Source organism: Faecalibacterium sp. An192, assembly GCF_002160175.1.
Classification (GTDB): Bacteria; Bacillota; Clostridia; order Oscillospirales; family Ruminococcaceae; genus Faecalibacterium.
The window spans coordinates 1-19,781 of record NZ_NFKB01000026.1; the positions used below are offsets into that span (position 1 = coordinate 1).

A 19,781-nucleotide genomic window follows, 5' to 3' on the forward strand; every position below is an offset into this window, starting at 1 on the left:
TCCTTCTGTTGTTGATCGCACCAAAACAAAAGAACTTTTGCGTCACGAAAGATAGGGTCCCTCTGCGAGGGCCGGCTCTCACGAGCTGGCCCTCGCATTGTTTGTTATAAGGGAAACGTACAGAATAGAGAATGTACCCTGTGTCCAGAGCCCCGCTGGGGCGAGCCCGCAGGGCTGGGGGAAGAGAAACTCCCCGCTCCTTTTGCAGGAACGGGGAGTTGTGATTTTATAGAACTTTTCTGTGGGTCAGAAAATCAGGCTTTGAGGTGGTTTGCATCGTACCGGAGCGCAGCTCCGAACGCCGGGAGCGAGCCGAAGCGTAAAGGTTCCGTGAAACTGTCGGAGACCCGCAAACTGCATGGTACCCAGTGAATCCCTCTTGCGCTTAGCCAATTTTCTCTGCGGGCATGAATGCCCTTGTGAAAATTGGAGCGCGGCGCCAGCGGCGGCTCCCTGTTTCATCCACTGGATGCGGTCGCCGCCGCTGCCTTTTGCTTCCTTTTTCTTTCAAGAAAAAGGAAGGCAAGAAAAAGAAAGTCAGGAGAAAGAGATGAGGAAGGAAGTGGTGTGGTCCTCCTGGCCGCTGATGTGGTAGGCGGGCTCCACGTCGGTGCCCCAGCTGTCGATGCCGCCTACGCCGCGAACGGCGCCCATCACCGTCAGGACGGTGCGGCTCACCGGCGGCAGCTCGTCCTGGTGGGCGGCGTTCTCCAGCTCCTGGGCCGTGTAGGGCAGCGCCGAAAAGGCAAAGGGCTTGCCGTCTGCCATCTGCACCGTCAGAGACGACGTGGTGCGGCGGGCGGTGTCCTGCTGCTCCAGGGTCAGGGTGTGGGTGCCCATGTGGACGCCGCAGTCCTGGGGAACCAGATAGGCCGGGATGTGGGGCTCTTCGGCCCAGCGGCCGAAGGTCGCGCCGCGGAACCGGTCGGGGTAGGTCTCTCCCGACAGGCCGGTCCAGCAGACCCGTGCGGCAGGCCGCAGGGTGGACAGACGAACGCCGAACACCGGCAGCTCGGGAGCACTCTCGGCGCCGTGATAGTGGGCGTCCACCCGCAGGGCGCTGCCCGTTACCGTGTACAGGATGTCGGCAGAGGTGCCCGGCACCGACGGGAAAGCAAAGGTATAGCGGATGCGGACGCAGGAAGCGGTCTTTTCCTCCACCTTCCAGCCCGTCACCTGGGGATAGGCGTCGGCGGCCATCCAGGCGCCGCTCCGAATCGGGAATCCGCAGCCCTTGTCGTTTTCGGTGGCGGCACGCCAGAGGGCGGGCCGCGGTGCACGCCAGATCCACTCATTGCCATCGGCGGTGCGCAGGGAGGCCAGGCCGCCCTCGGTATAGGAGAACTGCAGCTCAAACCGGTCGCCTCGGACGCCCAGGTTCACGTCGCCCTCGGTGATGGTCAGGGGACCGCCGGCCCGCAGGGCAGGCAGGGTGCAGGCGGCCGCCCGGCGGGCGTTTTCGGCGTCGTGGGCGGCGCGGTGGGCCGGCGTGTCGTACCAGTAGCGGGCTTCCTGCATGGCCGGCTTTTCGGCGCCGTCGGCAAAGACGATGCCGTTGCCGCAGAAGGCGTAGTCGGTGGGACGCTCCCCGAAGTCGCCGCCATAGCCCAGCCGGCGGCCGGCAGGGCCGTCCTGCCACAGGGCCTGATCCATATAGTCCCAGATGAATCCGCCCTGATACTGGGGGTACTCGTCGATCAGGCGGATATAGCTCTCCATGCCGCCCAGGCTGTTGCCCATGTCGTGCATGTACTCGCAGAGGATGAAGGGCTTGGCGGGCTTGCTTTCCAGGTAGGCGCGGATCTCGTCGGGCTTGGCGTACATCCGGCTTTCCATGTCGCTGATCCGGTCAAAGGCCCGGCAGTGGAACACGCCCTCGTAATGGACCAGACGTCCCGGGTCGTTGGCGTGGAAAAAGTCGCTCATGGCCAGGATATCCTCGCCGGCATAGGACTCGTTGCCGCAGCTCCAGATCAGGACGGCGGTGTGGTTCTTGTCCCGCTCAAACATGGACCGGGCCCGGTCCACCACGCAGTCCTTCCACTCGGGCAGGCTGCCCGGCACGTTCCAGGAGGGCTCCACCGCCCCCATCTTCTGCCAGGAACCATGGCTTTCCAGGTTGGCCTCGTCGATCATATAGATGCCGTTCTGGTCGCACAGGTGATACCACAGGGTCTGGTTGGGGTAGTGGCAGGTGCGGACGGCGTTGATGTTGTTCCGGCGGAAGGTCTCCATGGCCCGGAACATATCCTCGGGACCGATGGCCCGGCCGGCCTCGGCGCTCCACTCGTGGCGGTTGACGCCGTTGAAAATGATCCGCTGGCCATTCAGCTCCATGACGCCCTGGTTCATCCCAAACCGGCGGAAGCCGGTCTCATAGGGTACCGTCTCCTGGACTTCCCCGGCGGCGTTCCGCAGGGTCAGGGTGATCTGATAGAGAGCGGGGTCGCTGTGATCCCACTTGCGAATCCGGGGCAGGGTCACCGGCTGGCCGTAGAAAAAACCGTCCTCTGCGGCCTGCAGGGGCATGGGGCCATCCCAGATGACGCCGCCGCCCGGCGCGGTCACGGTGCACTGAAGGGTGCAGCCCTCCAGCGAGGCCCCCTGGGCGGCGCTGAGCCGCAGGCGGGGGGACAGGGTGCCGGTGGTGTTGTCGGTCTCCAGACCGGCCCGCAGCCACAGATCCTCGATGTGCAGGGCGGGCTTGGCGTAGAGGTACACCGGGCGGAAGATGCCGAAGAACCGGAAAAAGTCCTGGTCCTCCAGCCAGCTGCCGCTGCAGTGCTTGTAGACCTCCACGCACAGGCGGTTTTCGCCCTCCTGCAGATAGGGCGTCAGGTCAAAGTCGGCGGGGGTAAAGCTGTCCTCACTGTAGCCCACAAACTGCCCGTTGCACCAGCAGTAGAAGGCCCGCTCCACGCCCTGGAAGGAGACGCAGACCCGCTTGTTTTGCAGGGCCTGGTCCAGGACAAAGGTTTTGACGTAGCTGCCCACAGCGGTGTCCTCCCAGGCAATCTGGGGCGGCCGGATGGCCCGGCGGCCATCCCAGGGGTACATGGTGTTGATGTACTGAATCTGACCATAGCCCTGCAGCTCGATGTGGCCGGGGACGGCGATCTCGCCGAAGCCGTCCAGACAAGCGCCGGCCTGCCAGAAATCAGCCGGCCGCTGATCGGGGCAGGGGCTGTAGGCGAACTGCCAGGGGCCGTCCAGGCTCTGGCGCAGCCCGTCGCCGGCGGCGTCGTACCAGGTGTGATCGGAGTGAGCGTCCAGCCGGTTGACCGCGAAAACCCGCGGATCTTCCAGCCAGCTCAGCTCGGGGCGGGAAGCGTTCATAGGGGGTACCTCCTTGCAAAAACCAGGCGGATGTAACAAAACCATTCTACATATGATTGTACCTTTGGGACATAGCGCTGTCAACGCGAAAATCGCCCGTGAAAGATAGAGGAATGTTGCGTCCCCGCCGGCAGGCGGCGGGACACGCGGGGGCAAAATGAAACTTTTTGCAATTTCCTCTTGACAATACGGCAGAAAACTGGTATCATAAATGGGCATTCGGTACGGCGTATGGGGTGCCCACGAGGAGAGATGTCCGAGTGGTTTAAGGAAGCAGTCTTGAAAACTGCCGTGCGGCAACGCACCGTGGGTTCGAATCCCACTCTCTCCGCCATTTTTTAATTGAATCAGTTTTAGCTGACTTTGCTCTGGAGTAGTACTCAAGAGGCCGAAGAGGCGCCCCTGCTAAGGGCGTAGGTCGGGAAACCGGCGCGAGGGTTCAAATCCCTCCTACTCCGCCAGAAAAGCACCAGAAACCACAGGATGGTTTCTGGTGCTTTTTTCATTGTCCGGACGTCTTATTCGGCCAGCGAGAAGGTGACGGTCACGTCGCCGCGGCCCAGGGCGTCGGCCCAGCCGGTCAGGTCGTTTACCCGGCCCAGACGGGTGTAGCTCCAGCTGTTGGAGCCGTAGAAAAGGACGATCTGGTCCCCCTGGTACAGGACGATGTCTCCCGCATGGGTGGTGGTCTGGCGGTCGTTGGCGGGCAGGCTCTCGCCCAGGGAGCCTACCTTTTCAAAGCCGCCGTAATTTTGCAGCCGGAGGGTCAGGGGAGATTCGGCCAGCCGCTGGGCCAGGGCCCGGGCGGCGTCGTTTTGTTCCAGCGTGGCCGCAAAGGTGCGGCCGTTTACCTGCAGTTGGATGGTCATGGCTTCTGCCTCCTTGGAAGGAATGGATGAAGCGGCCGCCGTCGGGGCGGGGCTGGACGCCCTGCTGGATGGGGTTTCGGCCGGGAGCGGAGCCGTACAGCTTCCCAGAAGCACCGCGGCCAGAAGGCACCCCAGCAGCCGGAAAACAAGCGTGTTCATGGACAGGACCGCCTTTCAAAGTAAGATGCGGGGCGGGCTGTGCAGCCGCCTCGTTTTCAGTATAAAACCGGCCGGGAGAAATAGCAAATACCTGTCTCCCATGGGCTGATATAGCCTCTGGGCATAACAAAAAGGTCCGGACAGGGCGCGCAGGGCGTCCGGTTCGGACCTTTTGTTATTTAATAGGTATTGCAGCGGGGAGAGGGCCGGGGATTATTCCCAGGCCGGGGCCGCCGGCATCCGGCACAGCCGGTGATAGAAGAAGGAGAAGCAGATCAGATGCACCGTGAAGGTGACCGCCCAGGTAACGGGATAGGACAGGTACAGGACGGTCAGGTTGTGGAAGGATGCAAAGACGGTGTAAATCCAGATGACCCGCAGGACGCAGGCGCCGGTCAGGGAGACGATGGTGGGGGTGACGGCGGCGCCCATGCCGCGGACCACGCCGCAGGTAACATCCATCAGGCCGCAGATCAGGTAGGGCAGACAGATGATGCGGATGCGTTCCAGGCCGTAGGGGATGATCTGGGGGTCGGAGGAATAGATGGACAAAAGTTCCCGCCCGAAGAAAACCGCCAGCCCGCCCAGGGCCAGGCCGATCACCGATACAATCAGAAGGCAGTCCCGCAGAATCAGGGGGATGCGCTCCTTTTTGCCGGCGCCGATGTTCTGACTGGTGAAGTTGAGGGCCGCCTGATAGACCGAGTTCATGGCGGTGTAGACGAAGTTCTCGATGTTGGAGGAGGCGGTGCCGCCGGCCACCGCCAGGGTCCCGAAACTGTTGATGGAGGACTGAATCAGGACGTTGGAGATGGAGAACACCGCGCTCTGGATGCCGGCGGGCAGGCCCACCCGGACAATCTGCACCAGCACCGGCTTGCACAGACGCATTTCCCGGGGGTGGAGCTGGTAGTGGGTGCCCGGTTCACTCAGGCACTGGATCACCAGGAACGCCGAAAGATACTGGGAGATGGAGGTGGCCAGGGCGACGCCTGCCACGTCCATCTGCAGGAACAGGACGAAGATGACGTTCAGGCCGGCGTTGGTGATGCCGGCGGCGGTCAGGAAAAACAGGGGGCGGCGGGTGTCGCCGGTGGCCCGCAGGATGCCTGCACCGAAGTCATAGATCATCATGGCGGGCATGCCCACAAAGACGATCCGCATGTAGAGGATGGACTGGTCCAGCAGGTCGGCGGGGGTGTCCATCCAGCGCAGCAGAATGGGCATCAGAGGGACGCCCACCGCCACCAGCACCACGCCGCAGAACAGAGCCAGAAGCAGGGCGGTGTGGACGGTGTCGTGGACCCGCCGCCAGTCCTGGGCGCCGTAGCTGCGGGCCATCACCACGCTGCAGCCGATGGACAGGCCCAGGAACAGGTTGACCATCAGGCTGTTCAGGGAGGAGGTGGCGCCCACCGCCGCCATGGCGCTGCTGCTGGCGAACTGGCCCAGCACGATGATATCCGCCGCGTTGAATAAGAGCTGTAAAATACCCGAAGCCATCAACGGGATGGAAAAGCGCAGCAGATTGCCCACCAGAGGGCCGCTGCACATATCCACATCAGGGGAATGCCGCTTCATTTGTTGTGCCTTCTTTCCGCAATAATCGTGTAAAAACCCAAGATTCTCCGCAAGAGAAACAAACGTCTCCTAGTTTACTCCACTGCCGCCGGAAAAGCAAATATCTATTTTGTATGCATGGATGCGCGGATTGTATAACAGAGTCCGCCCGCCCTCCGGCGCCGGGGACAAGGCCCCGGGGCGCAGTTTTCTGTGGGAAAAACGCCGGGAAATCCGGTCCAAAAGGCCACACTGGCCGCCGGCGCGGCGCTGTGGTAGGCTGAGACCGGAGAAAACCGCAGAAAGGAGGGCAGAACCCATGCAGTACAACAGCGGCCCGGACCGTTTCACAGGCGGCTGACGCCGGAAAGGAGGATTATGAAAGATATCATTGACGTGAGCCGCTACCAGGGGGTGATCGACTGGGAGCGGCTGGCGGGAAAGATCGGCGGGGCCATGCTCAAGACGGTGTCCACCAACAAGAGTTTCGGCGGCATCTACATCGACCCCCAGTTTGAGCGCAACTATGCCGAGTGCAGGCGGCTGGGGATTCCGGTGGGGGTGTACTACTACACCTACGCCCAGGACGTCCAGACGGCCGCCGCCGAGCTGGCCATGCTGCGCCAGGCGCTGACCGGCAAAACCCTGACCCTGCCGGCGGCGGTGGACGTGGAGGACAACAAGCTCAAGCCTTTGAGCGCCGACGCCCTCACCGACCTGGTGGCCTATGCCGCCGACACCGTCGAGAGCTGGGGCCTGTACGCCATGGTGTACACCTATACCTATTACGCCAACACCGAGCTGGATATGGACCGTCTGGCGGCCTACGATCTGTGGATTGCCGACTATCGCGGCCAGCGCCCCGCCCGCAGCCACGGGATGTGGCAGTACACCAGCACTGGCCAGCTGGAGGGCATCGCCGGAAACGTGGACATTTCCCACGCTTACAAAGACTATCCCTCCATCATCACCCGGGCAGGCCTGACCGGGCTGCGGGGGTGATGGAATGGAGAGCGTCATCGCGGCCGCCCTGTCGGGGGCGGTGACCCTGGTGGGAGTCCTGATCGCCAACAGCAAAAGCCAGGCCGTCACCGACACCAAGCTGGAGGAGCTGACCCGGGAGGTCCGGCTCCACAACAATTTCGCCCAGCGGGTGCCGGTGCTGGAAGAAAAGATGAAGGTCGCCGACCACCGCATCGGGGACCTGGAAAACAAACTGGAACACCTTACTTAAAAGAAAGGAGTACGCCATGAACGAAATTTCCATTGGCACCATTGCCCGCACCGCCTGCCTGGCCCTGGCCCTGACCAACCAGATCCTGTCGGCGGCAGGCAAGCCGGTGCTGCCCATCGAGGACAGCCAGCTGGAACAGCTGGTGACTTCGGGCCTCACCGTGGCCGCGTCCCTGGCCGCCTGGTGGAAAAACAACAGCTTTACCCCGGCGGCCATCCGGGCCGACGAGGCTCTCAAGGCCTTCCGCGGGCAGTAAGCTGGTGAAACAAGGGTGATACCGCTTGACAAAGGGCGGGGGAGATAGTACACTCAACAAAAGGAACTTCATCACCTTCACATAAAAGATGAAGAAGATTCACAAGTGGGGAAGTGTATCGGATGACTTTGTTTTCGTATGAGATCTTCGACGCGGTGGCGCGGCAGGGCAGCTTCAACAAGGCGGCCCAGCAGCTCCATCTGACTCCCTCCGCCATCAGCCACGCAATCGCCGTGATGGAGGAGGAGCTGGGCTTTGCCCTGTTCACCCGCGGCAAAAGCGGCGTGACCATGACCAGCTACGGCGCATCCCTTTACCCGGCCATTCGGGCGGTGCTGAACAGCGATGAAGCCCTGCAGCAGAGCATTGCCCGCCTCAACGGCCTGGAAAAGGGCAAGGTTCGCCTGGGAACCTTCAGCTCGGTGTGCACCCATCTGCTGCCGGGCATCCTCCAGAGCTTCAAGGCCCAGTATCCGCAGATCGACGTGGAGGTCTATCAGGGCACCTACGACGACGTCAAGGAATGGCTGCGCAGCGGCCAGGTGGACATCGGTTTCCTGGCCTCCAGCTGTCAGGAGGAATTCACCCTGACCGAGCTGCTGCGGGAGCCGCTGCTGGCCCTGCTGCCGGCCGACTGGCCCGCTCCGCCCGACGGGGTGATGACCCCCGCCATGATGAGCCAGAAAAACTTTGTGGTGCAGGGCGACGCCACCGACGCCGACATGCGCCGGTTTTTGAAGAAGTACAAGATCGGGGTTCAGCGCTGCTGCCATGTCATCGACGACATGGCCAACATCGCCATGGTGGAGGCCGGCGTGGGCATGTCCATCCTGCCCCAGCTGACGGTGAAGGATTGCCAGGCCAATATCCAGATCCTGCCCATCGAGCCCTCGGAGGAGCGCGTGGTGGGTCTGGCTCTGCCCCGGCCCTCGGCCATGGCCCCGGCGGTGGAACAGATGTTCCGCCACATCGTGGACTACTGCACCGGCAAGGCGGAAGCCTGAGCGTTCATCGGAAACCGCAAAAAGCGGCAGCTGTGAAAACAGCTGCCGCTTTTGTAGTTATTGGGTCTCCCGCATGGGCCGGCGGAAGGTGAAATTCTGGATGCGGTCGATAAGGTAGGAGGACAGGGTGACGGTAATCAGGGAGAAGGCGATGCGGGTCAGGGGGATGTAGCTGAGGGAGAGGAACAGGACCACCAGGTCGGTGAACAGGTAAGAGCGGGACAGCCGCCACCCGCTGACCCGGGAAATGGTGAGGGCCAGGGCGTCGTCGCCGCCGCTGGACCCGCCCTGCCGCACAATGATGCCCACTCCGACGCCCACAAACAGGGCGCCCGCCAGGGCCGCCATCAGAGGATGGCCGGACAGGTCGGGCAGCATGGGCGGGAACTGCTCCCACAGCTTGTAAAACAGGGACACGCTGAGGGTGGAAATGGCGGAAATCTTGATGAAGCCGCCGCCCAGATACTTGAAGGCCAGCAGATAACAGCTCAGGTCCAGCACCGGGGTGATGAAGGCGGGGGAAACCCCCAGCCAGTGCTCGACGAACAGCATCAGGCCGATGACACCGCCCTCGGTGATGCCGGTCTGCTGGTGAATGTTGTGGATGCCGAAGGTGGCGATCATGGCCCCCAGAAGGATGAGCCCCACCCGCCGGAAGGTAATTCCCTCTCCCAGACGGCGGAGCCAGACGGATACGGTGCTGCGAGACATACAAACTCCTCTTGCATTGCGGATTGATTTCATTACAATGATAGTATAAAGGATATAGTAACTATAGTGTCAAGGGGGCAGACATGGAAAATCTCTTTTCGATCGGCGAGGTGGCCCGCTATCAGAACATCTCCAAGCAGACCCTGATTTTTTACGACAAAATCGGGCTATTCCGGCCCACCTGGGTGGACCCGGACAACGGCTACCGCTATTACAGCGCCAGCCAGATCGACTACCTGGACACCATCCTGATTATGAAGAAGATCGGTTTCTCCCTGCAGGAGATCCGGGCCCATATGGAGCACTATGACCTGGACAGCAGCCTGGCCACCCTGCACCGCCAGCTGGACGTCATCGACCAGAAAATCGAGGAGCTGCGGATGCTCCGCAGCCGGGTCCAGAACCGGTGCGGCCAGATGGAGGCCTCGCTGGCCCACTGCCGGCCGGGGCAGAACATCGGCCTGGAATACGCCGGAGAACAGTATCTCCTCTGCCGGCCGGTGGAGCCGCCCTGTACCCTGCGGGAAATCAGCGTGGCCACCAAGCAGTGCTTTGCCGAGGCGTTCCGGGAAAAGCTGCCGGTGTTTTTCCAGTGCGGGGTGGTGGTGCCGCGGGAGCGGATTTTGGCGGGGCGGTACACCGAGGCCTCCCTGGCCTTTCTGCCCATCGAAAAGACCGACCAGGCCGGGAACATCCATCGGATGCCGGCGGGACGGCTGGCCTGCATCTATCATGTGGGGGATTATCTGTCGGTGGGCCGGTCCTACCGGCAGCTGCTGGACTATTGCCGGGACAACGGCCTGCGGATTGTGTCCGACGCCTACGAGTTCTGCATCAACGACTACCTCACCACCCACGACGAGAGCGAATACATCACCAAAATCGCCTTCTATGTGGAAAACGAAGCCCAGGAAACCTGACAACAAAAACGCCCCGCCGGTTTCAGGACCAGCGGGGCGCTGTGTTATGTGACGTTATGCAGATTCCGAGGAGCGGGAGAAGCGGCGGGGCGCCGGGTTCTCGTTTTCCTCGGGCCGGGGCGGGATGGGGGTAAGGCGGATTTCCGCCACCCGGCGGCGGGCGGTGTGGGTGACCACGCCGCTGTAGTTCCCCAGCTGGAAGCCGTCCCCCACCTTGGGCAGATGGCCGGTCAGGTCCTGCAGCAGGCCGTTGACGGTGTTGGAGTCGGTCTCCTGGGGCGGGATGTCCAGTTTGTCGTACAGGTCATCCACGCTGGCCGAGCCGGACACCAGCCAGCTGCCGTCCGACTGCTGGCGGAAGTCCTCCACCGCCTCGTCGTGTTCGTCCCAGATTTCGCCCACCAGCTCCTCCAGGATGTCCTCCAGGGTGATGATGCCCTCGGTGCCGCCGTATTCGTCCACCACCACCGCCATGTGATGGTGCTCCTCGCGGAAGGTGCGGAGCATGGCGGAGATCTTGGTGGTGCCGGTGGTGAACAGAGCCGGGGTCACCAGGCTCTGCAGGGTGGTCTGCTTGTGGAGGCGGGCCAGATAATAGTCCTTTTCGTGGACCACGCCAATGATGTCGTCGATGGTGCCGTGATAGACCGGCAGACGGGAATAGCCCGATTCGGCAAAGACCTGGGCCAGCTCCTCCAGCGGGGTGGTATCCCGCACGGCCACCACGTCCACGCGGGGGGTCAGGATTTCCTGGACCTCCACGTCGTCGAACTCAATGGCGCTGCGGATCAGCTCGCCCTCCCGGTCGGTCAGCTCGCCTTCGCTCTCGGCCTCCGAGACCATGGTGATCAGCTCGCCCTCGGTGATGGTGTCGGGCTCCTCCTGGGCGCGGAAGAAATGGCCGATCAGCTTTTTCCACTGGGTGAACAGCCAGTTCAGCGGGGTCAGCAGGGTGACAATCACCTGCAGGATGGGGGCCACCGCGGTGGCGAATGCCTCGGGGGATTCCTTGGCCATGCTCTTGGGGGTGACCTCGCCGAAGATCAGCACCACCAGCGTCAGCACAATGGTGGAGAGGGTGGGGCCCTTTTCGGCGCCCACCAGCTGGATAAAGAGAACGGTACCCAGAGAGGAGGCCGAGATGTTTACGATGTTGTTGCCGATGAGGATGGAGGACAGGAGCTTGTCATACTGCTCCGCCAGCGCCAGCACCCGCGCGGCCTTTTGGTCGCCGTTTTCGGCCCGGTTTTTCAGCCGGATCTCGTTCAGAGAGGAATAGGCGGTCTCGGAAGCGGAGAAAAAGCCGGAAAGAGCGATCAACACGACCAGCGCCGCAACGATCATCATACTGCCATCGTCCATAATGGATAAATCAACTCAACTTTCTTTGGTCAAAGGGTGAAAAACGGACGGGCCCGCCGGGTTCCAACGGCCGGAAACAGGCCCGGGGAAAGGGCCCGGAACAGGGCGGCTTTCCCGCGCATGGGCGGAGCGTCCGCCCAAAAAAATGTGCCTCCCGACGCCGGCTTCCGGCGACGGAAAGCACATTTCAATGCTTATCATAGCATATTTAGCCCATGTATTCAAGGGGCCGGGCCGGATTTGCCCGCCCCTTTACAGAGGCTTTACCTGAGGATAAACTGGCTGCCGTCCCAGTCCACCGTCAGGGTTGCACCCTCGGCAAAGTCGCCGCGGATGATGGCCTTGGCCACGATGGTCTCGATGCGGCTCTGGATGAACCGCTTGATGGGACGGGCGCCGTAGACGCTGTCGTAGGCGGCGTCCAGAATGGCGTCGCAGGCGGCGGTGGTGATCTCCAGCTTGAGGTGCTTGCCCTCCTCCATCCGGCGGCGCAGGTCGTTCAGCTGCAGGTCCACAATCTTGCGGGCCTCCTCTTTGGTGAGGCTCTTGTAGTAGACGATCTCGTCCAGACGGTTGAGGAATTCCGGACGGAACTTGCTGCGCAGCAGGGCGTCGATCTGCTGGCGAGCCTCGGCGCTCAGCTCGTTGGAGCCGGAGGCGCGGCTCTGCTCCAGGTCGTTCAGGATGATGTCGCTGCCCAGGTTGGAAGTCAGGATGATGATAGTGTTCTTGAAGTCCACCGTCCGGCCCTGGCTGTCGGTGATGCGGCCATCGTCCAGCACCTGCAGCAGGATGTTGAAGACGTCGGGGTGGGCCTTTTCCACCTCGTCGAACAGCACCACGCTGTAGGGCTTGCGGCGGACGGCCTCGGTCAGCTGGCCGCCCTCCTCATAGCCCACGTATCCCGGAGGCGCGCCGATCAGGCGGCTGACGCTGAATTTCTCCATATATTCGGTCATGTCGATCCGAACCAGGTTCTTTTCATCGTCGAACAGGCTCTCGGCCAGGGCCTTGGCCAGCTCGGTCTTGCCCACGCCGGTGGGGCCCAGGAACAGGAAGCTGCCGATGGGCCGGTTGGGGTTGGCGATGCCGGCACGGCTGCGCAGGATGGCTTCGCTCACCTTGGTGACGGCCTCGTCCTGGCCGATGACCCGCTTATGCAGCACATCGTCCAGGTGGAGCAGTTTCTCCCGCTCGCCTTCCACCAGCTTCTCCACCGGAATGCCGGTCCAGCGGGCCACGATCCGGGCGATTTCCTCGTCGGTGACGCGGTCCCGCAGGAGGCTGGCCTCCTTCTTCTCGGCGGCCAGTTTTTCCTCGGCGGCCAGCTCCTTCTGGAGCTCGGGCAGGCGGCCGTATTTCAGCTCGGCGGCCTTGTTCAGGTCGTACTCCCGCTGGGCTTTCTCGATGGCGGCGTTGGTCTGCTCGATCTGCTCCCGCAGGGTCTGGACCTTGCCGATGGCGTTCTTCTCGTTTTCCCACTGGGCCTTCATCTGCTTGAACTTGTCCTGCAGCTCGGCCAGCTCCCGCTCGATGTCCTTCAGCCGGCTCTGGCTCAGGGCGTCGGTCTCCTTTTTCAGGCTGACCTGCTCGATCTGCAGCTGGGTGATCTTGTGGGCCATGTCGTCCATCTCGCTGGGCATGCTGTCCATCTCGGTCTTGATCATGGCGCAGGCTTCGTCCACCAGGTCGATGGCCTTGTCGGGCAGGAAGCGGTCGGTGATGTACCGGTCGCTGAGGGTGGCGGCAGCAATCAGGGCGCTGTCGTTGATCTTGACGCCGTGGAACACTTCATACCGCTCTTTCAGGCCCCGCAGGATGGAGATGGTGTCCTCCACGGTGGGTTCGTCCACCTGCACCGGCTGGAACCGGCGCTCCAGGGCGGGGTCCTTCTCGATATACTGGCGGTACTCGTCCAGGGTGGTGGCGCCGATGCAGTGCAGCTCGCCGCGGGCCAGCATGGGTTTCAGCAGGTTGCCGGCGTCCATGGCGCCGTCGGTCTTGCCGGCGCCCACAATGGTGTGCAGCTCATCGATGAAGAGGATGATTTTGCCCTCGCTCTTCTTCACCTCGTTCAGCACGCTCTTGAGCCGCTCCTCGAACTCGCCGCGGTACTTGGCGCCGGCCACCAGAGCGCCCATGTCCAGGCTGAAGATGGTCCGGTCTTTCAGGTTCTCGGGCACGTCGCCCCGGACAATCCGCTGGGCCAGGCCCTCGGCGATGGCGGTTTTGCCTACGCCGGGCTCGCCGATCAGACAGGGGTTGTTCTTGGTTTTACGGGACAGGATGCGGATGACGTTGCGGATCTCCTGGTCCCGGCCAATGACGGGGTCCAGCTTCTGCTTGCGGGCCAGATCCACCAGATCCTGACCGTACTTCTGCAGGGCGTTGTAGGTCTCCTCGGGGTTGTCGGTGGTGACGCGCTGGTTGCCGCGCACCGAGCTGAGCACCTTGAGGAAACTGTCCTTGGTGATGCCGAAGGCCCGGAACAGTTCGGCGGTGTTGCTGGTGGTCTCGCTCAGCAGGCCCAGCATCAGATGCTCGACGCTGATGAACTCGTCCTTCATGGCCTTGGCCTCCCGGGCGGCGGCGCTCAGGGCCTTGTCGGCGGCCTGGGAGATATAGATTTTGTCGGGGTCACGGCCCGAGCCGGACACCCGGGGCAGGGCAGACAGCTTTTCAGCCACGGCAGCGGTGAAGCTGCCGGTGTCCACGCTCATTTTCTGGAGCAGCTGGGGGATCAGCCCGTTTTCCTGGCTGGCAATGGCCAGCAGCAGGTGTTCGGGCTCCAGGGCGTTGTGCTGGTACTCCACAGCCAGCTGCTGGGCCGCCTGGATGGCCTCGATGGTTTTCTGGGTGTATTGATTGGTATTCATAAAAGCTTCCCTCCATTCACCGGTGCGCTCGGCGCACGCGGGGGTGCAGTGATGCCGTAAAGTGGATGATTCCGCCGGCGGTGCAGCGTGACTTTGTCACTCTTGCGACGCAGCTGCTAACACGGCGGCGGGAGAAAGAAACCCGACCCCAAAGGGGCGGATGTACAAACGAATTGAATCATGGAGCGCACCTCCTGAACGGTTTTAGCACTCTAGCCTTACGACTGCTAAGAGTATAGCCCTTTCCCGCCTTTCTGTCAAGGGGAAAGGGCCGGAAAACCGGATGTTCACAAAAAGTTTACGCCTGCCGGGGAGATAGACAAACATTTGGCAATCTCTGCCCCTTTTGTTGTGGGAGCATCCAAAAAGCGGCTTGTGCCCTTGTAATGTGCGGGAAAAATGTGGTATAATTACACTGACCAGATAGGTATGTGCCGCCTGGCGGGATGCAGGGCGGCGTCTTGTCTATGGATAAACACTAAACGGAGGGACGTAAGCAATGGAAACGTATGGCATTGAGAAATACGGCATCATTGGCCCCAAGGCCGTGTACCGCAACCTGACCCCTGCACAGCTGACTGAGGCTGCACTGCGCCGCGGCGAGGGCAGCCTGAGCAAGACCGGCGCCCTGGTGGTGACCACCGGCAAGTACACCGGCCGCTCGCCCAACGACAAGTTCATTGTGGACACCGAGGGTGTGCACAATGACATCGCCTGGGGCAAGGTCAACCGCCCCATCAGCCGCGAGAAGTTCGACGCCATCAAGGGCAAAGTGGCTGCCTACCTGCAGGGCCGCGAGATCTTCATCTTTGACGGCTACGCCGGCGCAGACCCCAAGTACACCAAGAAGTTCCGCATCATCAATGAGCTGGCCAGCCAGAACCTGTTCATCCACCAGCTGCTGATCCGCCCCACCGCAGAGCAGCTGGCCGAGTACGGCGAGGCTGACTACACCATGCTGGTGGCCCCCGGCTTCAAGTGCGATCCCGCTGTGGACGGCGTCAACAGCGAGGCCGCCATCATGATCGACTATGAGGCTCACCTCATCGTCATCGCCGGCAGCCAGTACAGCGGCGAGATCAAGAAGAGCGTCTTCTCCACCATGAACTACGTCATGACCAAGGAGAACGTCCTGCCCATGCACTGCTCGGCCAACATGGATCCCGAGACCCACGAGACCGCCGTCTTCTTCGGCCTGTCCGGCACCGGCAAGACCACCCTGTCTGCTGACCCCGCCCGCAAGCTGATCGGCGACGACGAGCACGGCTGGAGCCCCGACGGCATCTTCAACTTTGAGGGCGGCTGCTACGCCAAGTGCATCAACCTGAAAGAGGAGAACGAGCCCGACATCTTCCGCGCCATCAAGTTTGGTTCTCTGGTGGAGAACGTGGTCATGGACCCCGAGACCCGCGAGCTGAACTTTGACGACGACAGCCTGACCGAGAACACCCGCGTGGGCTACCCCGTGGACTACATCTCCAACGCTCAGATCCCCGGCGAGGGCGGCATCCCCAAGGTGGTCATCTTCCTGACCGCTGACGCCTTCGGTGTTCTGCCTCCGATCAGCCGCCTGAGCAAGGAAGCCGCCATGTACCACTTCGTCACCGGCTTCACTTCCAAGCTGGCCGGCACCGAGCGCGGCATCACCGAGCCCCAGCCCACCTTCTCCACCCTGTTCGGCGAGCCCTTCATGCCCATGGATCCCCAGGTCTACGCCAAGATGCTGGGCGACAAGCTGGATGCTTACGGCACCAAGGTCTACCTGGTCAACACCGGCTGGGCAGGCGGCAGCGCAGCTGCAGGCGCCAAGCGCATGAAGCTGAGCTACACCCGCGCCATGGTCTCCGCTGCTCTGAACGGCGACTTTGACAACGTGGAGTTCAAGCATCACGACGTCTTCAACGTGGACTATCCCACCAGCTGCCCCGGCGTGCCCGCCGAGATGCTGGATGCCCGCGGCATGTGGGCTGACAAGGCTGCTTACGACGAGCAGGCCAACAAGCTGGCCAAGATGTTCGAGGACAACTTCTCCAAGAAGTATCCCCACATGGCCGCTGAGATCGCCAACGCTGGCCCCAAGGCAAAGTAAGGGATTTTTCCATCCAATCTGAATCATAAAAAAGCCCGCCGTCCTGGTTTTCGGGACGGCGGGCTTTTTGTTGTTTTTGGCGCTGTGGAAACGACGGGGACTTATTCGCCCTGGCAGGTGCTCTCGGCGTCGGTGAGGAGGGCGCGCTGGCGGATTTTCTCCAGGGTGACCTCGCTGAGGATGTGTTCTGCCTTGCAGGCGTCCTCGGCGGCGGTCTTTTCGTCCACTCCCAGCTGCATAAAGAAGTGGGTCAGCAGGCGGTGACGGCTGTAGATCCGCTCTGCGATTTCCTTGCCCGGCGGCAGCAGGGTCAGATTGCCCTCGCCGTCCACCGCGATGTAGCCGTTTTCGCGCAGCTTTTTCATGGCGATGCTGACGCTGGCCTTGGTGAAGCCCAGCTCATTGACAACGTCGATGGAGCGCACCTTGCCCTGACGCTCGGTCAGCATCAGGATGGTTTCCAGGTAATCTTCTGCGGACTGGTGGATGGTCATGATTGGTTCTGCCTCCTGTTTTCTGCCCGGCGGGCAGGTGATGATGGGATTATGATAAGAGTACCACAACCGGCGTCGTAACGCAAGGTCAGGGGGCCGGTTTCAGGCCGTTACAGGCTGGCCAGATAGGCGGCGGGGCCGGCCTGGTACAGGTCGCCTCCCACGCTGTCCAGAATGACGGTCAGAGGCATATCCTGGACGGTGAGCCGGCGGACCGCCTCGCAGCCCAGATCGGGCCAGGCGATGACCTCCAGCGATTCCACGCTCTTGGCCATCAGGGCGCCGGCCCCGCCCAGGGCGGCCAGATAGACGGCGCCGTTGCGCTGGACGGCGGCCTTGACGGCGTCGCTGCGCTTGCCCTTGCCGATCATGATTTTGTTGCCCAGGTCCAGCAGACGGGGGGACATGGCGTCCATGCGGCCCGAGGTGGTGGGGCCCGCCGAGCCGATGACCTGACCGGGCCGCTCGGGGGTGGGGCCGACGTAGTAGATGGCGCTGCCCTCAATGGGGAAGGGCAGGGCCTCGCCGGCGTCCAGAGCCTCCATCATCCGCTTGTGGGCCTGGTCGCGGGCGGTGTACACCACCCCCGACAGCAGCACGGTGTCCCCGGCCCGCAGGGGGGCCAGGTCTTCCGCTGTGCAGGGGGCTGTCAGTTTGTATTCCATAGGGGTTCGACTCCTTGCTTGTAAACAGGTGAATGGCTGGGCCGGCGGTTCACAGCCGGGCGGTGGCCCGGCGGGTGACGTGACAGGAGACGTTCACCGCCACCGGCAGGCCGGCCACATGGGTGGGCATCTGCTCGATGGCCAGGCCCAGACAGGTGGTGCGGCCGCCGAAGCCCTGGGGCCCGATGCCCAGCGCGTTGATTTCCTCCAGCAGGGCCTTTTCCAGGTCGGCGTAGTAGGGGTCGGGATTGGGGACGTCCAGGGGGCGCAGCAGGGCTTTCTTGGCCAGATAGGCCACCTTGTCAAAGCTGCCGCCCACGCCCACGCCCAGAATCACCGGCGGGCAGGGGTTGGAGCCGGCCTGGCGGACGGTGTCCACCACAAACTGCTTGAATCCCTCCACGCCGTCGGCGGGTTTGAGCATCCCGATGCGGCTCATGTTCTCGCTGCCGAAGCCCTTGGGGGCCACGGTGATGGTGCAGCCCTCGCCGTTGACCAGATGGACGGTGATGGCGGCGGGGGTGTTGTCGCCGGTGTTGCCCCGGCGGAGGGGATCGGCGGCAATGCTCTTGCGCAGGTATCCGTCGGTGTAGCCCCGGCGGACGCCCTCGTGGATGGCGGCCTCAAAGTCCCCCTCGATGTGGACGTCGGTGCCCAGCTCCACAAAGACACAGGCCATGCCGGTGTCCTGGCAGATGGGCAGGCCGGCCTCGCCGGCGGCGGTCAGGTTGTCGCACAACAGGCCCAGGGTGGTCTGGGCCAGAGGCCAGGGCTCGGAGGCCCGGGCCGCCTGCAGAGCGGCTTCCACGTCGGCGGGCAGATGGGTGTTGGCCTCAATGCACAGGGCCGCCACCGCCTCGGTGATCCGCTGGGCGGGGATGGTTCTCATGGCGTTCCCTCCTTACAGCCGGGCCACGCCGGTCTCCCGGGCAGCCTGGGCCACGGCGTTGGCCACACTCTCGGCCACGCGGGGATCAAAGGCGTTGGGGATGATGTACTCGTCGCTGCGCTCTTCATCGGTAATCAGGTCGGCAATGGCGTAGGCGGCGGCCAGCTTCATGGAATCGTTGATGTCCCGGGCCCGCACCGACAGGGCGCCCTTGAACAGGCCGGGGAAGCACAGGACGTTGTTGACCTGGTTGGGGAAGTCGCTGCGGCCGGTGGCAATCACCCGCACGCCGCCGGCCTTGGCCTCGTCGGGCATGATCTCGGGGGTGGGGTTGGCCATGGCAAAGACGATGGCGTCCTTGGCCATGTGGCGGCACATCTCGGTGGTCAGGCAGCCGGGCTTGGACACGCCGATGAACACGTCGGCCCCCTCAATGGCCTCGGCCAGACCGCCCTTGATCTGGCGGGGGTTGGTGACTTCACCCAGCCAGTTCTTGTGGGCCTCGGCGCTGTTGCAGCCCTTGTACAAGGTGCCGAACTGGTCCACGGCGATGATGTCCTTGGCGCCGGCGGTCATCAGCATCTTGATGATGGCGGTGCCGGCGGCGCCGGGGCCGTTCAGGACGATGTGGGCGTCCTCCATCTTCTTGCCCACCACCCGCAGGGCGTTGATGAGGGCGGCGGTCACCACAATGGCGGTGCCGTGCTGGTCATCGTGAAAGACCGGGATGTCCAGCTCCTTCTCCAGCACCTGCTCGATCTCAAAGCACTCGGGGCTCTTGATGTCCTCCAGGTTGATGCCGCCGAAGGTGGGGGCGATGGCCTTGCAGGCCGCGATGACGCTGGCGGCGTCGGGGGCGTTGATGCAGACGGGGAAGGCGTCCACCCCGCCGAACTGCTTGAACAGGACCGCTTTGCCCTCCATCACCGGCAGGGCGGCTTCGGGGCCGATGTCGCCCAGGCCCAGCACGGCGGTGCCGTTGGAGACCACCGCCACCATGTTGTTCTTAAAGGTGTAGCGGTAGACGTCCTCGGGGTTGGCGGCAATCTTGCGGCAGGGCTCGGCCACGCCGGGGGTGTAGGCGGTGGACAGATCGTCCCGGGTCTTGACCTCCACCTTGCTGACAATGCCCACCTTGCCGTGGTGGGTCTCGTGCATTTCGAGAGCTGCTTTATTGTAATCCATAGAATCCTCCTCCATATGGCTGACGTTTTTTCTATTGTAGCACAAAGGGGGCGGGCTTTTCCAGCCGCAGAGACCGCCATGGGGAAAGTTTATGGGAATTTTGTAAAAGAACTTTCTTTTTTTACAATTGTCCGCTATACTGAAGTACATCCTGCCCGGCCCGGGCAGATCT

General features: G+C 62.7%; 16 protein-coding genes and 2 tRNA genes. 8 read left to right on the forward strand and 10 right to left on the reverse strand.

Translation table 11 applies throughout. The annotated features are described in order from the left end of the window. Window positions 1-537: 537 nt before the first annotated feature. Window positions 538-3,336 (reverse strand): glycoside hydrolase family 2 TIM barrel-domain containing protein, encoded by a 2,799-nt coding sequence (locus B5F27_RS09025; protein ID WP_087366752.1) that lies wholly within the window; start codon window positions 3,334-3,336, stop codon window positions 538-540. A 246-nt stretch (window positions 3,337-3,582) separates the two neighbouring features. Between B5F27_RS09025 and B5F27_RS09030 the strand changes: the two genes are divergently transcribed. Continuing rightward, window positions 3,583-3,670 (forward strand) — tRNA-Ser (locus tag B5F27_RS09030). Between the two features lie 36 nt (window positions 3,671-3,706). After that, window positions 3,707-3,797, forward strand: a tRNA-Ser gene (locus tag B5F27_RS09035). Between the two features lie 57 nt (window positions 3,798-3,854). On the opposite strand, the gene B5F27_RS09040 is transcribed toward B5F27_RS09035, so the two are convergent. Further along, window positions 3,855-4,205, reverse strand: coding sequence for a cyclophilin-like fold protein (locus B5F27_RS09040; protein ID WP_087366755.1), 351 nt, complete (start codon window positions 4,203-4,205; stop codon window positions 3,855-3,857). Window positions 4,206-4,577: 372 nt separating this feature from the next. Beyond that, the gene (locus tag B5F27_RS09050) at window positions 4,578-5,945 is read right to left on the reverse strand and encodes an MATE family efflux transporter (RefSeq protein ID WP_087245934.1); all 1,368 of its coding nucleotides are present in this window, start codon (window positions 5,943-5,945) and stop codon (window positions 4,578-4,580) included. 357 nt (window positions 5,946-6,302) lie between these two features. Between B5F27_RS09050 and B5F27_RS09055 the strand changes: the two genes are divergently transcribed. The 4 genes from B5F27_RS09055 to B5F27_RS09070 all read left to right on the forward strand — a co-directional run bounded on the left by B5F27_RS09055 (window position 6,303) and on the right by B5F27_RS09070 (window position 8,418). Beyond that, on the forward strand, window positions 6,303-6,926 hold the full coding sequence (locus tag B5F27_RS09055) for a GH25 family lysozyme (RefSeq protein WP_087366761.1): 624 nt from the start codon (window positions 6,303-6,305) through the stop codon (window positions 6,924-6,926). A gap of 4 nt (window positions 6,927-6,930) precedes the next feature. Next, window positions 6,931-7,158 carry a hypothetical protein gene (locus B5F27_RS09060; RefSeq protein WP_087245931.1) on the forward strand — a complete coding sequence of 76 codons (228 nt, stop codon included), beginning with the start codon at window positions 6,931-6,933 and terminating at the stop codon, window positions 7,156-7,158. Between the two features lie 16 nt (window positions 7,159-7,174). Beyond that, entirely contained in the window at window positions 7,175-7,414 is a 240-nt protein-coding gene (locus B5F27_RS09065) for a phage holin (protein ID WP_087366764.1), read from the forward strand. A gap of 122 nt (window positions 7,415-7,536) precedes the next feature. Next, the gene (locus B5F27_RS09070) at window positions 7,537-8,418 is read left to right on the forward strand and encodes a LysR family transcriptional regulator (protein WP_087366766.1); all 882 of its coding nucleotides are present in this window, start codon (window positions 7,537-7,539) and stop codon (window positions 8,416-8,418) included. 57 nt (window positions 8,419-8,475) lie between these two features. On the opposite strand, the gene B5F27_RS09075 is transcribed toward B5F27_RS09070, so the two are convergent. Then, window positions 8,476-9,129, reverse strand: a complete 654-nt coding sequence (locus B5F27_RS09075) for a YitT family protein (RefSeq protein WP_087245925.1) — start codon at window positions 9,127-9,129, stop codon at window positions 8,476-8,478. A gap of 83 nt (window positions 9,130-9,212) precedes the next feature. On the opposite strand from B5F27_RS09075, the gene B5F27_RS09080 reads away from it, so the two are divergent. Further along, complete coding sequence (locus B5F27_RS09080) at window positions 9,213-10,049, forward strand: MerR family transcriptional regulator (RefSeq protein ID WP_087366769.1); 837 nt, start codon at window positions 9,213-9,215, stop codon at window positions 10,047-10,049. A gap of 54 nt (window positions 10,050-10,103) precedes the next feature. Here the strand turns inward: B5F27_RS09080 and B5F27_RS09085 are convergent, their stop codons facing one another. Together B5F27_RS09085 and clpB are read right to left on the reverse strand one after the other, a co-directional pair. Next, window positions 10,104-11,411, reverse strand: a complete 1,308-nt coding sequence (locus B5F27_RS09085) for a hemolysin family protein (protein ID WP_087366772.1) — start codon at window positions 11,409-11,411, stop codon at window positions 10,104-10,106. A gap of 263 nt (window positions 11,412-11,674) precedes the next feature. After that, on the reverse strand, window positions 11,675-14,287 hold the full coding sequence (clpB, locus tag B5F27_RS09090; RefSeq protein ID WP_087245919.1) for an ATP-dependent chaperone ClpB: 2,613 nt from the start codon (window positions 14,285-14,287) through the stop codon (window positions 11,675-11,677). Window positions 14,288-14,786: 499 nt separating this feature from the next. On the opposite strand from clpB, the gene pckA reads away from it, so the two are divergent. Then, a complete protein-coding gene (pckA, locus tag B5F27_RS09095; RefSeq protein ID WP_087245917.1) occupies window positions 14,787-16,376 on the forward strand; it encodes a phosphoenolpyruvate carboxykinase (ATP) in 1,590 nt (529 codons plus the stop codon). A 101-nt stretch (window positions 16,377-16,477) separates the two neighbouring features. On the opposite strand, the gene B5F27_RS09100 is transcribed toward pckA, so the two are convergent. From B5F27_RS09100 to B5F27_RS09115, 4 genes are all read right to left on the reverse strand, one after another. Next, the gene (locus B5F27_RS09100) at window positions 16,478-16,870 is read right to left on the reverse strand and encodes a metal-dependent transcriptional regulator (RefSeq protein ID WP_087248321.1); all 393 of its coding nucleotides are present in this window, start codon (window positions 16,868-16,870) and stop codon (window positions 16,478-16,480) included. A 110-nt stretch (window positions 16,871-16,980) separates the two neighbouring features. Continuing rightward, complete coding sequence (locus B5F27_RS09105; RefSeq protein ID WP_087248319.1) at window positions 16,981-17,535, reverse strand: Fe-S-containing hydro-lyase; 555 nt, start codon at window positions 17,533-17,535, stop codon at window positions 16,981-16,983. Window positions 17,536-17,584: 49 nt separating this feature from the next. Further along, window positions 17,585-18,424: a fumarate hydratase gene (locus B5F27_RS09110; protein ID WP_087366775.1), complete on the reverse strand. Its 840-nt coding sequence runs from the start codon at window positions 18,422-18,424 to the stop codon at window positions 17,585-17,587. 12 nt (window positions 18,425-18,436) lie between these two features. Continuing rightward, window positions 18,437-19,609, reverse strand: a complete 1,173-nt coding sequence (locus B5F27_RS09115) for a malic enzyme-like NAD(P)-binding protein (RefSeq protein WP_087366778.1) — start codon at window positions 19,607-19,609, stop codon at window positions 18,437-18,439. Window positions 19,610-19,781: the final 172 nt, after the last annotated feature.